Below are 16,821 nucleotides of genomic sequence, written 5' to 3' on the forward strand. Positions count from 1 at the left end.
ATTCTTGTATCAACGCGGTTCGCAGAGTTCATACTCTGCGGGCCGTTTTTTTTTTGTGCTGCCGGCTCCTGCCCGCTATAATAATGAATATTGAGGTTGAATGGGGAGGGTGAAAGGTGGCCGTGCAGCACAACAACTCACAGGTCCCGGCTTTGGAAATGAAGGCGGTAACAGGCGGATACAGCGTGCGGCGGCCGGTTCTGCATGAGGTTACGATCCGTGTCAATCCCGGTGAAATGGTCGGGTTAATCGGGCTGAACGGCGCAGGCAAAAGCACCGCGATCAAGCATATATTGGGCTTGATGTCCCCGCAGAGCGGGCAGGTAAGAGTGGCCGGAGTCACGTTGGAGGAAAACCGCGTGCTATATCGGTCTTCGACGGCATACGTTCCGGAGCAGCCGTCTTTATTTCCCAACCTGACGGTGAAGGAGCATCTTCAATGGACCGCTATGGCCTACGCCATAGATCGGGAGACCGCAGCCGCCAAAATGGGCGAGCTGGCGCAAATTTTCCGCATGAGCGAAGCGATGAACGCCTTGCCGGACACGCTGTCCAAGGGGATGAAACAGAAAGTGATGCTGATGAGCGCGCTGCTTGTCCGTCCTCCTTTATTGATCATAGACGAGCCTTTTCTAGGACTCGATCCGCTTGCTACACGCGCGCTGCTTGGGGCGTTGGAAGAAGCGCGCAGTGTGCACGGCAGCGCGATTTTATTAAGCTCGCATATATTACCGGCATTGGAGCGCAGGGCAGATCGCCTTGTCGTACTCCACCGGGGACGGATCATTGCCGAAGGATCGCCCGCGGAAGTTAAGTCTCAGGCAGGCCTCAGCGGTCCTGAGTCGACCTTGGACGATGCGTTCGAATCATTGGTGCTTGACGCGGAAGGAGGAACGTTCCGTGCGTAACGGCCATGAGGAGCAGGATCGCTTTTTGCGATCGCTTCGGCTGCGCCGGGCCGCAGCGTTCCGGAAGGAAATCGTTCCTTATTTTCGGTATGTCGCGCAAAGCGGATTCGGGTTATTGGCGTCTGCTGCTGCTTTTACCGCGGTGATCTGGTATTTCAACCTTCTCAAGGATGTGCCGCACAATTGGCCGGCAGACATTGCCGGTATTGTTTTTTTGTCTGTAGCTGCCGTATACGCCCCGTTGCGCACCTTTTTTCAGCCGGCCGATCCGGTTTACTTGCTTCCGTTAGAGAACAGGCTGCTGCATGCTTATGTGGGTCCGGCATTATCCCGCTCCATCAGAAATGCCGTGTTTCGTACACTCGCTGCATTTGCCATTTTTGCCCCTGTTTATATGAGGGCTCCCGTTACGGAGAATGCCGCGCGAACACATCCCATACTGCTGTTAGCGCTGCTGTTCGCAGTACTCGGTGCGTTCAATGCTTATTCAGGCTGGCGGGAGAGGCGGCCTGCAGCCGGAATCTGGCGGCTCAGCTTGAAAGCCATGCGGTGGGTGCTGACTTTTGTTATCGCTGCGGCATTACTACTTAAGCCGTTAACGCTTGCGGTTCCTTTCATGCTGCTATGCATGGCTTTTCTTTGGTTCATGTGGCGAATGCCGCGGCAGCATTACCTGCCTTGGGAAATATTCATTCACGGAGAACAAGCGGCGCGGCGGAGATGGATGTCGTTTCTCAGCTGGTTCGTGGATGTACCGGCCCAAACGGCCAAGCCTGCCCGACGCCGTTGGCTGGCGTGGCTCGGCGATATCGCGCCGTGGAAGCAGAGCCGTGCGTGGCATTTTCTGTATGCAAAAACCTTTATACGCAGTGAAACGCTCGGTGCTTTCGGGCGGTGGATCATTGTGATCGCGTTCGTCATGATTGTCGCCCATACCGAGTTATCCAATCTCATTGTTTATGCGGTGGGATTCGCGGTTGCGGCATTGCAGCTAAGTGAGCTGCGGCGGGTGCGATTTGTGGAGACAGCCGAAACGCTGCCCATTCCGCCGGCAGGCCGTTATGCTGCGGCCGCGTATGTCGCTCGTGCTGCTGGAATTACGGCTGCAGTGCTGTTGTGGTTGACGGCAGTGCTCACATTACGGGAGTTTCAACCGGAGCTGTGGCTGCCTGCTCTGGCCGCCGGACTACTATGGTGCGGCTGGATCATGCCGAGAAGAATCGCCAAACACTCAGACGATGAGGATGAGTGATGCGCAATGGCCAGTAAGCCGCTGCGAGCGGCTTACATGCTTGCATCACTTCGAGGAGATGTAAGGCGGCTCAGCCGCTTTACGCGGTCAGCTTCCCTCACTTTGGTGAGCTGTAAGACGGCTCAGCCGCTTTACACGGTCAGCTTCCCTCACTTTGGTGAGCTGTAAGACGGCTCAGCCGCTTTACACGGTCAGCTTCCGAACTTTTGCGAGCTGTAAGGCGGCTCAGCCGCTTTACACGTCAGTTACTCACTCAGGAATGCCATTTGTAAGGCGGCTCAGCCGCCTTACGCATCCGTTACTCACCCGCAATGCGTGCTGTAAGGCTGCTCAGCCGCTTTACACGTCAGTTACTCACCTGCAATGCGAGCTATAAGGCGGATCAGCCGCCTTACAGCGCCTGAACCATTTCCTTCACGATCGCAAAGGAGCGGTTGGACGCTTCTACTGTAAATTCCTCGAAATTCTCATGAGCCGAGCCGTCTGCCCTATCCGACATGGAGCGGATGATCACATGCGGGATGCCGTTCATGTAGCATGCTTGCGCGACGGCGGCGCCTTCCATTTCCGTACAAGCTCCGCCCAAATCTTCGTACAGCGATTTTACGACTCCTCGATCGGCGATGAACTGGTCACCCGACAATACTTTCCCAGTCAAACAGCGTCCGGGATAAACCTTGTCCGCAGCCTCCTTCGCCAAGTTACGAAGATGTTCGTCCGACGGATACTCCGACACTTCCTGATACGGAATCGTCCCTCGCGGAAAGCCGAGTGCGGTGACATCCACATCGTGCTGCAAGCTGCTTGTCGAAACGACGATATCGCCGATATTCAATTTCGGATCGACGGCTCCGGCCACTCCGGTGAATATAATTGCGTCCACTCCGAATCGATCCACCAACACTTGTGTACATACCGCCGCATTCACTTTGCCGACTCCGGATTGGGTAATCACGACTTTGCGGCCCTGGAACAGGCCTTTATGATACGTCATTCCCGCATGCCTCTCTGTCTGCGCCTCAGTCAGATGCTGCAACAGAAGCTCAATTTCCTCTTCCATTGCCCCGATGATTCCGATCGTTCCGTATGTCATTCATCCTCGTCCCTTCTCATAAAAGAGGCCCCGCAGCGGCCAATGTTTCTGCCGTGCAGGGCTTTCGTTATTTGGCGATGTGTGTCAGTGGCCTTTCGGGCCGGTTACGGAACGGCGTCTGATCAATTCATGAGGTAACGTGACGGTTGCATTGTCTACGTTCTCTTTCTTCATGAGCTTCGTCAGCAGCCGCATCGAGACCGCCCCGATGTCGTACATCGCTGCGCCACGGTTGTCAGGGTCGGACGAACCATGGATGACGCCCGGCTGTTGTCGACACTGATCACCGAAACGTCTTCCGGCACGTTCAAACCGTTGTCCTGGATACAGTGAATCGCGCCTATCGCCATCTCATCGGTTGCAGAGAATACCGCGGTCGGGCGAGTCGGAAGCTCGAGAAAATATTGCATGGCTTCGATTCCGGATTCGTACTTGTAATTGCCGATGCGAACATATTCTTCCCGATAAGGCAAGCCTGCCGTCTCGAGTGCACGCTTATAGCCTTGGAAACGCGCATATCCGTTGGCCGGATCTTCGAGAGTGCCGCTGATCATGGCAATCGATTCATGGCCTTCCGAGATCAACTGATTAACCGCGTCAAAAGCGGCCGCTTCATGGTCGATATCGACTGAAGGAATGTTGCCGTTCTCATCTTTGGTCGCACAAAGCACGATCGGCACATTCGATGTTTTGAAAGCTTGGATATGTTCATCCGTCACCGCGCCGCCCATAAACAGCAAACCGTCGACTTGCTTTTCCAAAAGGGTGTTGATCACGCGAATCTCTTTTTCTTGGCGTTTGTCTGAATTCGTCAGGATGATGTTGTAATGATACATATTGGCGATGTCTTCGATGCCGCGGGCGACTTCTGCATACAGCGCGTTGGCGATATCCGGTATGACGACTCCGACAGTCGTTGTTTTCTTGCTTGCCAAGCCGCGCGCCACCGCATTCGGACGATAGCCGAGACGCTCAATCGCTTCATATACCTTCTTGCGTGTTTGCGGTTTGACATTCGGGTTGTTGTTCACGACGCGGGACACCGTTGCCATGGAAACGCCGGCTTCGCGCGCTACATCATAAATAGTTACCGTCACAATAATTCGCTCCAATGTTCATGGACCTGCCGACAACTGCTTGTCCGGTCATGGATTATTAAGGTAATCATACGATAAAACCATATGTTTAGCAATGCGGCCTTGCCTCATCAACTATTCCGCTGCAGCAGGCTTTCCCAGCTTTTGCGACAGGAAGTCATAAGTGATATCCCAATGTGAGGTATCCCACACAGGTTTGCCGTCCTTGATCAGAATCGCCTGCGGGGACTTATGCGTAACCCCCAGCTTCTCGGCAATCGCATTGCTTACCGGACGTTCTTCAATTACCCGTACGATAGAGAAATCGACGGCCGGGGACTTGTTGTCCTGAATATAATTCATCAGCTCGTCATGCGCTCCGGCGCTGATCGGACACTGGGTGCTGTGTTTGAACAACAGCAAAGGTTTATCCGCAGTACCGCGAAGTGCCTCTTCCCATTGCTCCGTAGTTGTCAAACGTTGAATATCCGCCATTTAGCGACCTCCTTGAAAATGAACTCCATGATTTTCATGGTAGCAGAAAAAAGGATCAGGCGCAAAAAAAACGAGGGGATCGCTCCCCTCGTCTTCGATTCAACTTATGTACTGTGCGCTCAATTGCGACAATCGGGTCTGCAGCTCCATTTTCCAAGTCTCGTCCCCGAGCGACGACGCAATCAGCCAGAGATCCAGCAGCTGGTTCGTCCGTTCTTCCATAGCTTTGGCCACATCCGACGCTTGCAGCGATTCGGCCTGCGCCAACGCGCGGAACAATACTCCCGCCCATTCATGCACCTCTTCGAAAGGTATGCTTCTGGGCGCCGGCCGCGTTCCGAGCTCACCGACAAGACGGCCTACGTCTTCTTTTACCCCGTGGAATACATCATTGCGCCCGCATAAGGAACAACTGTACACCGGTACATTCGTAATATTGACTTTTTTGGCAAAAACGACGGTGCGAAGTGCGAGTTTCATCGAATCTCCGCAAGAGCAAAGTTTACGCAAGCAGAATCTCTCCCCATGAAAAAAGAGCTTGCCCCATTTATTCGCGAGAGAGCGGGCAAACTCCTTCTTTAGGAGATAGTGTAATTTCTGGAACGGCGATGCTTTAGAACAACCAGGAAAATGAGGCTTGCGGCAGCGGCTCCGATCGCATCATGCTGCAAATCGAGAGCATCCGGAGTCCGCATCGGGACATAGGATTGATGCCATTCATCCGTCACTCCGTACAAGGTACATATTGCCACAGTCAGCAAAGCGCCTGGCCATGTGCCGGACAACCTTCCCAAACCATACGCAACGGCAAGTCCCAGAATGAAGTAAGACACATAATGCATGGGGTCAAAGCTGGATAATCCCGGGATCCATTGCTGCACCCATGGCAGCCAACTGTTCAATTCTCCGCCGCTGCGCGAAGAGGAAATGAAAATGACGGTCATCCAAATGACGGCGGGAATAAAACGAACCCATTTCCAGTTGAATGTTCTCCGTGAAGTTGAATTTTGCAATTCAGATTGACCCCTTCTCAAGTAAAAATTGTACAGCGTGAACTCTCGCAGCCGATTTGCTACAATGAATCTCTAACCGATCATAACAAGAGAATGGAGGTTGCTATATGGCTGCTGACAAAAGAGTCGTATGTCTGGTAGACGATGAGTTCGAAGATTTGGAGCTATGGTATCCTGTATATCGCGCACGCGAGGAAGGAGCGGAAGTCCTTTACGCCGGTCCTGAAAAAGGACGCAAACACATCGGCAAATACGGGGTTCCTGCTGTTGCGGATATCTCGTATGACGAATTGGATGCGGATAAGTTCGACGGTGTGCTCGTGCCGGGCGGGTGGGCGCCGGACAAGATCCGCCGGGATACCCGCGTGCTTGATTTTGTGCGGCGGATGAATGAATCCGGCAAGCCGATCGGTCAGATCTGCCATGCCGGTTGGGTGCTCATCTCTGCCAAGATATTAGAAGGCCGAATCGTGACCTCCACACCCGGAATCCGTGATGATATGGAGAACGCTGGCGCCAAATGGCTCGACGAAGCGGTTGTCGTCGACGGCAACATCGTATCCGCCAGGCGGCCGCCTGACCTTCCTCCTTACGCGAAGGCTTTCTGCGACTTGTTGTTTGGCCGTAAAAAGTAAAAGCTTGGTCAGGAACCGCAAGGGCATTTCATTTGGTTATACACCCGGCTTGACTCTTCCGCGTTTGGGGCGGGCGCTGTCGGCCAGGAAGCTCTCGGTCAGCTCCCGGATTTGCTGCGCGGTTGAGCAGCGGAACAGCTCATCCACCAGCTTCCGGCTGTCCGATGCTTTGGTGCGGAGCAGACACTCCTTTACCGGCAGGATCGACTGCGCCGACAAGCTCAGCTCCTGGATGCCGAGGCCCAGCCAGATCGGCAGTGCGGCCATATCTCCCGCTAACTCCCCGCACACGCTGACGGAGATCCCTTTTGACTTGGCCGCTGCGGCAACGGTTCGAAGCATTCGAAGAATGGCAGGATGATAGGGTTCATAGAGATGGCTGATTTGCTCGTTCATCCGGTCTACAGCGAGCGTGAATTGGACCAGATCGTTCGTGCCGATGCTGAAGAACGATACCTCCTCCGCCAATAAATCGGCAATAGCCACGGCGGCCGGCACTTCGATCATAACCCCTGTCGGAATGCCGGATTTATACGGCAGGCCTTCCTCTCTCAACTCCCGCTCCGCCTCCGCCAATACTTGATTGGCTTCACGAATCTCATCCACCGAAGTGATGAGCGGATACATGATCTTCACATCTCCGTACACTGCTGCACGAAGAATGGCACGAAGCTGGATTTTGAACAAATCCTTACGCTCCAAGCTGAATCGAATCGCCCGAAACCCGAGAAAAGGATTTTCCTCAGCGGGCATCTCATAGTAATCCAGCTGTTTGTCCCCGCCGATATCCAGTGTCCTTATAATTAACGGCTTACCGTGTAACTTCTCCGCCACTTTCCGGTATACCTCATATTGCTCTTCTTCACTAGGGAAATGATTGCGATCCATATATAAAAATTCCGTACGAAAAAGCCCCACGCCTTGAGCGCCGTTCTCGAGCGCCGCCTCAAGCTCTTTGAGCGAACTGATATTCGCCGCCAGCTTCAAGTTCATACCGTCACGGGTGATCGCGGGAACCTCGGCCAGCGATTGCAGCTTTTCTCTTGCGACGAGCTGATGCATACGGACTTCCAAATATCGGGCTACCATAGCGGGAGTGGGTTCTACCATCAGCTGGCCCGCTCCGCCATCGACGATAAGTAAATCTCCGGTCGCGATCGCTTGCTCCAGCTTTCCTTCCACTCCCATCACCATAGGAATGCCGAAAGCACGCGCCATAATGGCGGAATGCGATGTGGGACTGCCTACCATCGTGACGATGCCGAGAACTAATTCCGGCTTGAGGTGGATGAGCTGAGAAGGTGAAAGCTCCCTGACGACCAGCACAAAAGGCTGGCTGTCTTCCGGCATCTCAATCTCCGGCACTCCGAGCAAATGCTTGAGCAGGCGATTTCCGACGTCTTTGATATCCAGCGCCCGTTCTTTCATATAATCGTCATCAAGAAGATCGAACATCGTAACGAAGTGGTCGATGGCTTCTTTTACCGCAACCTCCGCCACCTTGTAATGCCGCTGTATGATGCCTTGAATTTCGTTCATGAATACCGGATCTTCCAATATGGCGAGATGAGCGTCGAAAATGCTGGATTCCTCGGGGCCGACCGCTTCGTCGAGCTCCGTTTTCATCCGGCTGATTTCCGTTTTGGACCGGCGTACTCCCTCGTAAAGGCGATCGAACTCCTTAGCGAGATCTCCTACATCGATTTTTTGATCCGGCAGCTCCCATTCCCATTGCGGCAAAACGAAAGCTTTACCGATAGCGATTCCTGCTGAAGCACCCAAAGCTTGTATCATTTCTCCGCCCCCTTCTTCTCTCTCTCATGCACGACAACCGACATGACTGCTGCCTGCCCCTTTTTAACCGCTGTGTAAGGAGCAAACCGCCAAGATTTGACGATCTCGGGATTCGTAATGACCATAGGTGTTGCCAAAGATTTCGCTTCCCGCCGCAGTTTCGCAAGCTGGAATTTCAGCAGCGGCTGGCCGGGTGACACTTCGTCTCCCATTTTCGCCAGGGCAACGAAAGCTGTCGCTCCCAGGTGGGAGGTGTTAATTCCGACGTGGAGCAGCACTTCCAATCCTTCCGGAGTAAGCAGGCCGATGGCATGGAGTGAAGGATGAATATGAATGATCTTCCCTTTCACCGGTGCGACCAACTCGCCTTTGTCGGGTACGAACGCAACGCCCTTTCCGACTAAGCGCTGCGCGAAGATCGGGTCGTCCACTTCTTCCAATGGAATCATACGGCCTTGCACCGGAGCGTGAAAATGTACCTGCCTTACATCCTGCTGCATCAGCTTGTGAATCTCTTCCCGGATGAGCTCGGAATAAGTGCCGAATACGACCTGAACATGACCGCCGCCCAAGCGGATGACGCCTGCAGCGCCTAAGTGGCGCAAAGACTTTGCATCGATTCTTTTGTCTTCAGCGAGTGTTAATCGGAGCCTTGTAATGCACGCGTCCAGCCGGACCATGTTTTCTTTTCCGCCCAAAGCCTGCAAAATAAGCGGTGCCCGATAGGGGATATCTCCAGCCCAATCGTCCAAGTGAGCGGCATCTTCACGCCCCGGCGTCGTCAGCTGGAAACGGCGGATACTCCAGCGGAACAGGACGTAATAAACAATACCCACCGCGAGGCCAAGAGGCAAAAGCCACCAGCCTCTGTGTGATAACGGTATGTTGACGAGATACTCGAGCGCGCCGGCTGAAAAGCTGAAGCCATGATGGATATCAAGCTCGTATACGAGCCACATAATGCCCCCGGACAAGGCGGCATGAACGATAAAAAGATACGGTGCCACGAACAGGAACGCAAACTCAACCGGCTCCGTCACACCCGTAAGGAATGAGCCCAGTGCCGCGACCTTGAACTGTTTGGCGGTTTTGGGCTTCAGATCTTCCCGCGCTTCGTGAATAATAGCGAAGGCTATCGCGGGAAGAGCAAACATCATGATCGGATACAAGCCGGCCATAAAGATGCCTGCTGAAGGATCGCCTGCGAAGAAACGCGGCAAATCCCCGAAGAAATGAACCCCTTCGTCTGTCTTGTACTCTCCGATCTGAAACCAGAACAGATGGTTCAATAAATGATGAAGGCCGAAAGCTACTAAAATGCGATGTAAAAATCCATATAAAAATACACCGAAGCCGCCGGCGGAATAAACCACCATCCTGCGGCTCCAGCCCAGCCTTCCAGCCAGTCGCCGGCGGCGATCATCAGCCAGGCGAATAATAGGGAAAAAAAGCTCATAAATAGAGGCACAAACCGCGAGCCGCCGAAAAATTGCAACGACTCCGGCAGCTGGAAAGATTTGAAGCGGTCATGCGCCCAGCCGGATACGACACCGATCACAGCACCTGCGAACATGGAAGCCTGCACGCCATTAGGATCATAGGTTAAGGTCACCATATGAAAAACGAACATCCCCGTCAGAGCAGCCATGCCTGCAGCTGCCGTCTGATTCGATAAGCCTAGAGCGATGCCAACGGCAAAAATATAAGGAACAAATTGAAAAATCGCCATTCCGGCCGCAGACAGCAGCTCAGGCACTTGAGGCCATCCCAGCGCATCCCAGGGCAATCGCGATAACATGAGAAACACTGCGGCGGCGGGCAGCACCGTCATCGGGAGCATCATCGCCCGTCCGAGCCTTTGGAGATAGCCGACTCCGAACATGAGCCCGTTTCCCCCTCCTCTATCTATCTCGATGGTACGCCCAGCGGCAAGGTTTTGTCAAAGCTCGCTAAAACTACAAACGAATGGCTCGGAATTTGCTGAGCTCCGAGCCATTGCTTTAAAGGTGTACGACGACGGATTATTGTTTGCCGCGCGGCAGCAGGATCGAGTCTTCCACTTTGATGCATCGATCCATAATCACTTTGAGGCCGCCGTCGGAAGCGATTTTTGCGGTATCGTCGTTGGCAATGCCTTGCTGCAGCCAGAGAACTTTAGCCCCGGCAGCTACAGCTTCCTCCGCGATAGGAGGTGTGTGCTCGGGGCGCCGGAATACGTTGACGATGTCGATCGGAACCGGTATGTCCTTCAGCGACGGATAACTCGTTTCGCCCAGTATGGAATCGGCATTCGGATTTACCGGTATGATGCGGTAACCTTTTTGCTGCATTGCTGCCGATACCATATGCGAAATTTTCGACGGATCATCGGACAATCCGACGACTGCAATCGTATTCGTTTCCTGCAAAATCTCTTTAATTTCCTCACGGGACGGATTTTCAAATGCCATAACACACACTCTCCTTATATTGATGAGTTGCACGAGCACAAGTGCGTACTTGCGCTGGCTGTAAGGCTGACTATCGGACTTGCACGAGCAAGAAGTTGCACACTTGCGAGCTGTAAGGCTGGCCATCGGACTTGCACGAGAACAAACTTCGATATTACCACCTGTAAGGCGAGAAAACCGTCTTGCATCAGAACAAACTTCGATATTACCACCTGTAAGGCGGCAGAGCCGCTTTGCATGATCGATTTCACAGGTGGCACTCACCTGTAAGACGGCTGAGCCGCTTTGCAGGCTCGATTTCACAGGTGGCACTCACCTGTAAGGCGGCTGAGCCGCCTTACACCACTACTCCACCCACTGCACATTTGCGCCGAGGGACATCAGGTGGTCGAAGTATTGCGGGTATGATTTGGCTACGTGGTGGGCGTCCTTGATGCGGATGGGCTGCTTGGCGCGCAGGCCGACCACAGTGAGCGCCATGATCACGCGATGGTCGAAGTGGGCGTCAATCTCAACGCCGCCTTCCACGCCATCGGGCCGGCCGTGGACGATGATCTCGTCTTGCTTCTCTTCGACATTCGCGCCGGCTTTGCGCAGCTCCGTCAAATAATCCGTGATGCGGTCGCATTCCTTGTAGCGCAAGTTCTCAACATTATAGAAGCGGGACGTTCCCTCCGCGAATACCGCGGCGGCGACCATCGCCAACACACCGTCGGTGAACTCGTCGCCGTCGAACTCTCCGGCTATGAGCCGCGCGTTGCCTTTCACATGAACGATTCCGTTCTCATGCGTAAGCGGCACGTTCATTGCGCGCAGGACATCCACAACCGCGCGTTCACCCTGCTTGCTGTGCTCCATCAAGCGATGGACGACGACGTCGGATTCCGTTACCGATGCTGCCGCGAGAATGGCCGCCGAACCCGGATAGTCTCCCTGAACCGTGTACGTTTGCGCTTTATATTTCTGCCGTCCGGGAATCCGGTAATGCATCAAGTCCTCGGAGGCTTCGACAACGATGCCGGCTTGCGCGAGCACTTCCAGCGTCTGTCCGATGACGACTTTGGATTTCAGGTCATGGAGCACTTCGATCTCGCTGTCCTCATCCAGCAGAGGCGTCACAAACAACAGCGAACTCAAAAACTGTGAGCTCACGCTGCCGGACACCTGGATCTTACCGCCCCGGGGGCTCCCCCCGCGAATCGTCATCGGCAGACGTCCGTTCTGATGCTCGATCCGGACTCCCATGCTTTGCAGTGCGGTAATCAAGTCATCGTGCGGGCGTTTGCCCAAAGATTGCGGATATGTATTCACAAAAGTAACTTCATCCAGCAATGCCGCAACGGACATAAGGAAGCGCAGCACCGCTCCGGCATTCCCGACATCCAGCTCCTTGACAGGACGAGGGTTGCGGCCGAAGCCCGTGATGACGATTTTCTCCTCATCCTCTTCCACCACAGCGCCTAAATCGCGGATGCAGCGGCGCATCGCTTCGCCGTCTTCACTATGGGCCGGATACAAAATGGTGCTGGTGCCTTCGGTAAGCGCGGCGACGAGCAGATAGCGGGTGGTGTAATTTTTAGAAGACAACGCTTGAATTTCGCCCTGAAGCCGTCCTGTCGGCGTAACGATGATGTCCATGTGTAAGCACGCTCCCTGTGTTCCTATGTAGATAATAAATAGCCTAATCCCACTCCGGCGGCGGTCAATATCCAACCTCCCAGGTAGGTGGCTCCAATATAAAATGCTAGAGTGCGCCGTTTTCCTTCCTGCCACATCGTTGCTTTTTGCACATTTAATGTAGAGTAAGTCGTTAATCCTCCCAATACACCAATTCCAAAGAAAGCATACTCAGCACGATGAACGGACTCCAGACCCAATCCGATCAGCATTCCCATGGCAAATGAGCCGGCAAGATTAACGATAAGCGTTCCATAAAATGAAGCCTTTCCTTTGCCCGTAACCCAGCGGCCTGCTCCATAACGCACCAGAGAACCAATAGTGCCGCCCGCACCGACAAGTGCAAACAACCATACGCTCATGAGTGCTTGCCCCTTCCGTAAGCCAGTCCTGCGGAAGCCAACAGCCATCCGCCTAACCCGCTGAGAAGCACGTAGGCAGCTGCACCGAGATAGGCCCGATGCTGGCATAGCTCCCAGAGCTGCCCGTTAAATGCGCTGAAAGTTGTGAACGATCCCAGAAAACCCGTCCCGACCGATTCCACGAGCCAAGCCGGCATGGACCGGCGGCTGACGACTCCGAACAGCGCACCCAGCAGAAAGGAGCCTGACAAGTTTACGATAAGAGTTGCCCAAGGAAACGCAGCCTCGCCTGCCGAGGGAACCAACAAGCTAATCTCATAACGACTCACGGCACCGAGAAATCCGGCAATCGCGATACCGAACACCACTCTCATCGCTTTCTCCGATCCTCCATTTGACAGCCTGATGCGCGTTTACATATGATGAACTTATATTGCGCTTGAAAGGATGTTCTTGATATGAGCTCACACGCAACGATTACCGTTGAAGAGTTAAAAGCAAGGCTGGACGCAGGTGAGAAACTGAACCTGATCGACGTTCGTGAGCCCGAAGAAGTAGCATATGGGATGATACCGGGCGCCGTGCACCTGAGGATGGGTGAAATACCGGCACGCCTCGACGAAATTCCGCAAGATGAAGAAGTGATCTTCATCTGCCGAAGCAGCCACCGCAGCGATCAAGTGTGTCAATACCTGTCATCCCTCGGCTATAAGGGTGTTACCAACATGATCGGCGGCATGATGGCATGGGTACAGCTTCCCGAATAAGGAGGCTGTACTTTTTTTCTATCATATCATATCGCTCCCGAGGTATAAATCGCCGGGTATTTCCGTAAGTTTGATAGTGTACTTACCTCCATCCAAAGGTGATGAATGTCCTTGGAATCTAAAAATATTTCCCCTCCGGCAAACGATCATCTCCGCCGGCTGCTGGATCCGTCCTACCCGCCCCGCCGCGAAGACGTGCTGTGGGTGCTGGACTTCATCAAACAGAAAGTGGCCGATGGAGCTCCCGAATGGTCGGGGCTTGATCGGCCACAGTTGCTTGAGCATTTTGCTTGTTTTGCGGATATGTCATTGATTCTGCTGCATCGGCAAGTGCCTTACGGCCCTGAAACGGCGTGTTTCCGCACGATGCTGCGGCAGCTGATTCCGGAGCATCAGAACCTCTGAACGCCAAGCTCAGATTACGAATTCAGCCAGTTGTGGTGGAACGTTCCTTCCTTGTCCACACGCTTGAACGTATGAGCGCCGAAGTAATCGCGCTGCGCTTGCAGCAGATTCGCCGGCAGGCGTTCCGACCGGTAGCTGTCGTAATAAGCGATTGCGCTGGCAAATGAAGGTACCGGCACGCCATACGAGACAGCGGTGGTGACGACTTCACGCCATGCGCCCTGATACGATTCGACGACGCCTTGGAAGTACTCGTCCAGCAGCAGATTGCGCAGCTGCGGGTCGCGGTCATAGGCGTCTTTGATGTTTTGCAGGAAGCGCGCCCGGATGATGCAGCCGCCGCGGAAAATCATCGCGATGTCGCCGTAACGCAAGTTCCAGCCGTACTCTTCGGATGCCGCGCGCATTTGCGCGAAGCCTTGCGCATAGGAACAAATTTTGCTGGCGAACAGCGCTTTGCGGACACTCTCGATGAAAGCTTTTTTGTCGCCTTGGAATTCGCTCTTTTGCGGCCCTTTGAGCACTTTGCTCGCAGCAACACGCTCGTCTTTCATCGCAGACAGGAACCGTGAGAATACCGACTCGGTAATGATGGAAAGCGGAACGCCCAGATCGAGTGCGCTTTGGCTTGTCCATTTGCCCGTGCCTTTTTGCCCTGCGGCGTCAAGAATGACTTCGACCATCGGCTTGCCGGTTTCGGGATCTTTCTCTGCGAAAATATCCTTGGTAATCTCAATGAGGTAGCTGTCTAGCTCCCCTTTGTTCCATTCGGTGAAAATATCGTGAAGCTCATCGGTAGACAATCCGACTACATCTTTGAGCAGCTGGTAAGCTTCGCAGATCAGCTGCATGTCGCCGTATTCGATTCCGTTGTGAACCATCTTCACATAATGGCCTGCGCCGCCCGGCCCTATGTAAGTACAACATGGGTCGCCGTTAACTTTCGCGGAAATGCCGGTAAGAATCGGCTCCACCAGACGATAAGCTTCCTCCGGTCCGCCCGGCATGATTGCGGGCCCTTTCAGCGCGCCTTCTTCGCCGCCCGATACGCCCGTTCCGATAAAGTTAAAGCCCTTCGCGGTCAAATCGCGGCTGCGGCGTTCCGTATCCGGGAAGTAGGCGTTACCTCCATCGATAATGATATCCCCTTGATCGAGATGCGGAATCAGCGATTCAATCGTTGCATCTGTTCCGGCACCTGCCTGAACCATGATCAGGATTTTGCGGGGCTTTTCAAGCGAATTTACGAACTCTTCAACGGAAAAAGCAGGCACCAGGTTCTTGCCCTTGCCGTCCGTGTTGAGCAAATCTTCAGTCTTCTCGCGCGAGCGATTGTACACTGCAACGGTATATCCGCGGCTTTCGATGTTCAAAGCAAGGTTGCGTCCCATGACGGCCAAGCCGACGACGCCGATGTTTGCATTAGACATGGTTTTCTTCATCCTTTAATACAAAATTTTCACAATACGCATATTGTACTCTTTTTACCCCCAGAATCAAACCTTCAGTTGCCCCCGGCAAAAATGACCAATATTAATGCTTGCAATTTTGATTTACTTATTATTTAATAGTAACTAGAAATAATAAAGGGAGATGATAATTATGGCAGTCAGCAACTGGCAATTAGACAAATCACACAGCTTGATCAATTTCAGCGTACGACACATGATGATTACGAACGTTCGCGGCAGCTTCAACGACTTTGAAGCGCAAGTCACCGCAGACACGGATAACATTGCAGGCACAGCTAATGCAACGATCACCATCGATGCAAGCAGCGTAGACACGAAAGACGCAGGCCGCGACGGTCACCTGAAATCTCCTGACTTTTTCAATGTTGAACAGCACCCGAATATCGTATTTAAAAGCACGAAGCTTGTCTCCAAAGGCGGCGAAGATTATGAACTGACAGGTGACCTCACCATTGCAGGCGTGACCAAACCCGTTACACTGCAAGCGGAGATCTCCGGTCCTGCAAAAGATCCTTGGGGCAATGAAAAAATGGGCGTTTCCGCAAACGGTACGCTTAACCGCTCCGAATTCGGCCTGACCTGGAACGCTGCGCTTGAAACCGGCGGCATCCTGGTCGGCGACGCAATCAAGCTGCAAATCGAGCTGCAATTCGCAAAGGCTTAATTCACTGCTTGAAGCGCAAAAAAAAGCATCCCTTCCATTACGGAAGGATGCTTTTTTTCATATGACACCCCTGTCACATCTCCAGCAGTAACATTTCCTTGCGCATGCCGCCGAGCTTCTGTTTGCATTGCTCCACTATATCGGTCAGTCCTTGTTCAAGCGCCTCATGAAGAACGGCCAGCTCGTAATCGATTTCAAGACGGAGGACTGCCGCCCGCTGCTCGGCTCGTTTGGACTTGAACGCTTGAACCATATCTTCTACCGTTATCTGTGGCCGCTTCTGAAATATAATTCGATGTTCCATGCCGGACACCTCCACGAGACGGATAATTTCGCCGAACATAATGTTCTCAATAACTAGCACTTGACGGTCTCGGAACCTTTTGACAATGGCGTGCCCGCGGGAATCGTTGATGAGCTTCTCGATCCAGTGAGCCAGTTTCTCATCTTTGATCAGGTAATCTCCCACCATCTTGTAGCGGCTCTGCACGCGCTGAAAACGCAGCTTCAGCAGCTTCCGTCCGGTACGTACGGATACGATAAATTGGTGCTCACTCTCGTTCCAGTACAAAGAATACCCTTCTTGAATCAGCTCACGTATCAAATTCTGAATTTGACGGCGATCAAAGCGAAGCTCCAGGTTGCAATACTCCACTTCATGACTGCGGTTCACGGCCATCCCCCCTCCTGCGTGAATCGCATGGCTTGAGTTATTGACCGAATTGTCTGACAATTTTGTCTTACTTCTATCTTATACT

At 53.3% G+C, this 16,821-nt stretch carries 17 protein-coding genes and 2 pseudogenes; 6 read left to right on the top strand and 13 right to left on the bottom strand.

The window, feature by feature from the left end; all coding sequences use genetic code 11:
- Window positions 1–158: 158 nt before the first annotated feature.
- Together SD71_RS09515 and SD71_RS09520 are read left to right on the top strand one after the other, a co-directional pair.
- Window positions 159–908: an ABC transporter ATP-binding protein gene (locus SD71_RS09515; protein WP_041062233.1), complete on the top strand. Its 750-nt coding sequence runs from the start codon at window positions 159–161 to the stop codon at window positions 906–908.
- The gene (locus tag SD71_RS09520; RefSeq protein ID WP_041062149.1) at window positions 901–2,160 is read left to right on the top strand and encodes an ABC transporter permease; all 1,260 of its coding nucleotides are present in this window, start codon (window positions 901–903) and stop codon (window positions 2,158–2,160) included. Before SD71_RS09515 ends, SD71_RS09520 begins: the two co-directional genes overlap by 8 nt.
- A 391-nt stretch (window positions 2,161–2,551) precedes the next feature.
- Here the strand turns inward: SD71_RS09520 and SD71_RS09525 are convergent, their stop codons facing one another.
- The 5 genes and pseudogenes from SD71_RS09525 to SD71_RS09545 all read right to left on the bottom strand — a co-directional run bounded on the left by SD71_RS09525 (window position 2,552) and on the right by SD71_RS09545 (window position 5,837).
- On the bottom strand, window positions 2,552–3,253 hold the full coding sequence (locus SD71_RS09525; RefSeq protein WP_041062150.1) for a 5'-methylthioadenosine/adenosylhomocysteine nucleosidase: 702 nt from the start codon (window positions 3,251–3,253) through the stop codon (window positions 2,552–2,554).
- An 84-nt stretch (window positions 3,254–3,337) separates the two neighbouring features.
- Window positions 3,338–4,350, bottom strand: a pseudogene (ccpA, locus tag SD71_RS09530) (catabolite control protein A).
- A gap of 114 nt (window positions 4,351–4,464) precedes the next feature.
- Window positions 4,465–4,824, bottom strand: a complete 360-nt coding sequence (ytxJ, locus tag SD71_RS09535; RefSeq protein ID WP_041062151.1) for a bacillithiol system redox-active protein YtxJ — start codon at window positions 4,822–4,824, stop codon at window positions 4,465–4,467.
- Window positions 4,825–4,923: 99 nt separating this feature from the next.
- On the bottom strand, window positions 4,924–5,304 hold the full coding sequence (locus SD71_RS09540; protein ID WP_082034149.1) for a hypothetical protein: 381 nt from the start codon (window positions 5,302–5,304) through the stop codon (window positions 4,924–4,926).
- A 98-nt stretch (window positions 5,305–5,402) separates the two neighbouring features.
- The gene (locus SD71_RS09545; RefSeq protein WP_052476114.1) at window positions 5,403–5,837 is read right to left on the bottom strand and encodes a VanZ family protein; all 435 of its coding nucleotides are present in this window, start codon (window positions 5,835–5,837) and stop codon (window positions 5,403–5,405) included.
- Between the two features lie 107 nt (window positions 5,838–5,944).
- On the opposite strand from SD71_RS09545, the gene SD71_RS09550 reads away from it, so the two are divergent.
- The gene (locus SD71_RS09550; RefSeq protein ID WP_041062154.1) at window positions 5,945–6,472 is read left to right on the top strand and encodes a type 1 glutamine amidotransferase domain-containing protein; all 528 of its coding nucleotides are present in this window, start codon (window positions 5,945–5,947) and stop codon (window positions 6,470–6,472) included.
- A gap of 36 nt (window positions 6,473–6,508) precedes the next feature.
- Here SD71_RS09550 and ptsP read toward each other — a convergent pair whose 3' ends face one another.
- The 6 genes and pseudogenes from ptsP to SD71_RS09580 all read right to left on the bottom strand — a co-directional run bounded on the left by ptsP (window position 6,509) and on the right by SD71_RS09580 (window position 13,129).
- On the bottom strand, window positions 6,509–8,266 hold the full coding sequence (ptsP, locus tag SD71_RS09555) for a phosphoenolpyruvate--protein phosphotransferase (RefSeq protein WP_041062155.1): 1,758 nt from the start codon (window positions 8,264–8,266) through the stop codon (window positions 6,509–6,511).
- Window positions 8,263–10,148: pseudogene (locus tag SD71_RS09560) on the bottom strand (glucose PTS transporter subunit IIA). Before SD71_RS09560 ends, ptsP begins: the two are co-directional and overlap by 4 nt.
- A gap of 139 nt (window positions 10,149–10,287) precedes the next feature.
- Window positions 10,288–10,716 carry a CoA-binding protein gene (locus tag SD71_RS09565; RefSeq protein WP_041062156.1) on the bottom strand — a complete coding sequence of 143 codons (429 nt, stop codon included), beginning with the start codon at window positions 10,714–10,716 and terminating at the stop codon, window positions 10,288–10,290.
- 345 nt (window positions 10,717–11,061) lie between these two features.
- Window positions 11,062–12,354, bottom strand: coding sequence for a 3-phosphoshikimate 1-carboxyvinyltransferase (gene aroA / locus SD71_RS09570; protein WP_041062157.1), 1,293 nt, complete (start codon window positions 12,352–12,354; stop codon window positions 11,062–11,064).
- A gap of 23 nt (window positions 12,355–12,377) precedes the next feature.
- Window positions 12,378–12,755: a fluoride efflux transporter FluC gene (locus SD71_RS09575; RefSeq protein WP_041062158.1), complete on the bottom strand. Its 378-nt coding sequence runs from the start codon at window positions 12,753–12,755 to the stop codon at window positions 12,378–12,380.
- The gene (locus SD71_RS09580; RefSeq protein WP_041062159.1) at window positions 12,752–13,129 is read right to left on the bottom strand and encodes a fluoride efflux transporter FluC; all 378 of its coding nucleotides are present in this window, start codon (window positions 13,127–13,129) and stop codon (window positions 12,752–12,754) included. The genes SD71_RS09575 and SD71_RS09580 overlap by 4 nt, the downstream gene beginning before the upstream one ends.
- Before the next feature lie 84 nt (window positions 13,130–13,213).
- Here SD71_RS09580 and SD71_RS09585 point away from each other — a divergent pair, with 84 nt between their 5' ends.
- Together SD71_RS09585 and SD71_RS09590 are read left to right on the top strand one after the other, a co-directional pair.
- Window positions 13,214–13,522 carry a rhodanese-like domain-containing protein gene (locus SD71_RS09585; RefSeq protein ID WP_041062160.1) on the top strand — a complete coding sequence of 103 codons (309 nt, stop codon included), beginning with the start codon at window positions 13,214–13,216 and terminating at the stop codon, window positions 13,520–13,522.
- A 111-nt stretch (window positions 13,523–13,633) separates the two neighbouring features.
- Window positions 13,634–13,927 (top strand): hypothetical protein, encoded by a 294-nt coding sequence (locus tag SD71_RS09590; protein WP_152619402.1) that lies wholly within the window; start codon window positions 13,634–13,636, stop codon window positions 13,925–13,927.
- Window positions 13,928–13,941: 14 nt separating this feature from the next.
- On the opposite strand, the gene gndA is transcribed toward SD71_RS09590, so the two are convergent.
- Window positions 13,942–15,357, bottom strand: a complete 1,416-nt coding sequence (gene gndA / locus SD71_RS09595) for an NADP-dependent phosphogluconate dehydrogenase (protein ID WP_041062161.1) — start codon at window positions 15,355–15,357, stop codon at window positions 13,942–13,944.
- 172 nt (window positions 15,358–15,529) lie between these two features.
- On the opposite strand from gndA, the gene SD71_RS09600 reads away from it, so the two are divergent.
- Window positions 15,530–16,063, top strand: a complete 534-nt coding sequence (locus SD71_RS09600; RefSeq protein WP_041062162.1) for a YceI family protein — start codon at window positions 15,530–15,532, stop codon at window positions 16,061–16,063.
- A gap of 73 nt (window positions 16,064–16,136) precedes the next feature.
- On the opposite strand, the gene SD71_RS09605 is transcribed toward SD71_RS09600, so the two are convergent.
- Window positions 16,137–16,736 carry a hypothetical protein gene (locus SD71_RS09605; protein ID WP_041062235.1) on the bottom strand — a complete coding sequence of 200 codons (600 nt, stop codon included), beginning with the start codon at window positions 16,734–16,736 and terminating at the stop codon, window positions 16,137–16,139.
- Window positions 16,737–16,821: the final 85 nt, after the last annotated feature.

It is taken from the genome of Cohnella kolymensis (assembly GCF_000829465.1).
GTDB classification, from domain to species: Bacteria; Bacillota; Bacilli; order Paenibacillales; family Paenibacillaceae; genus Cohnella; species Cohnella kolymensis.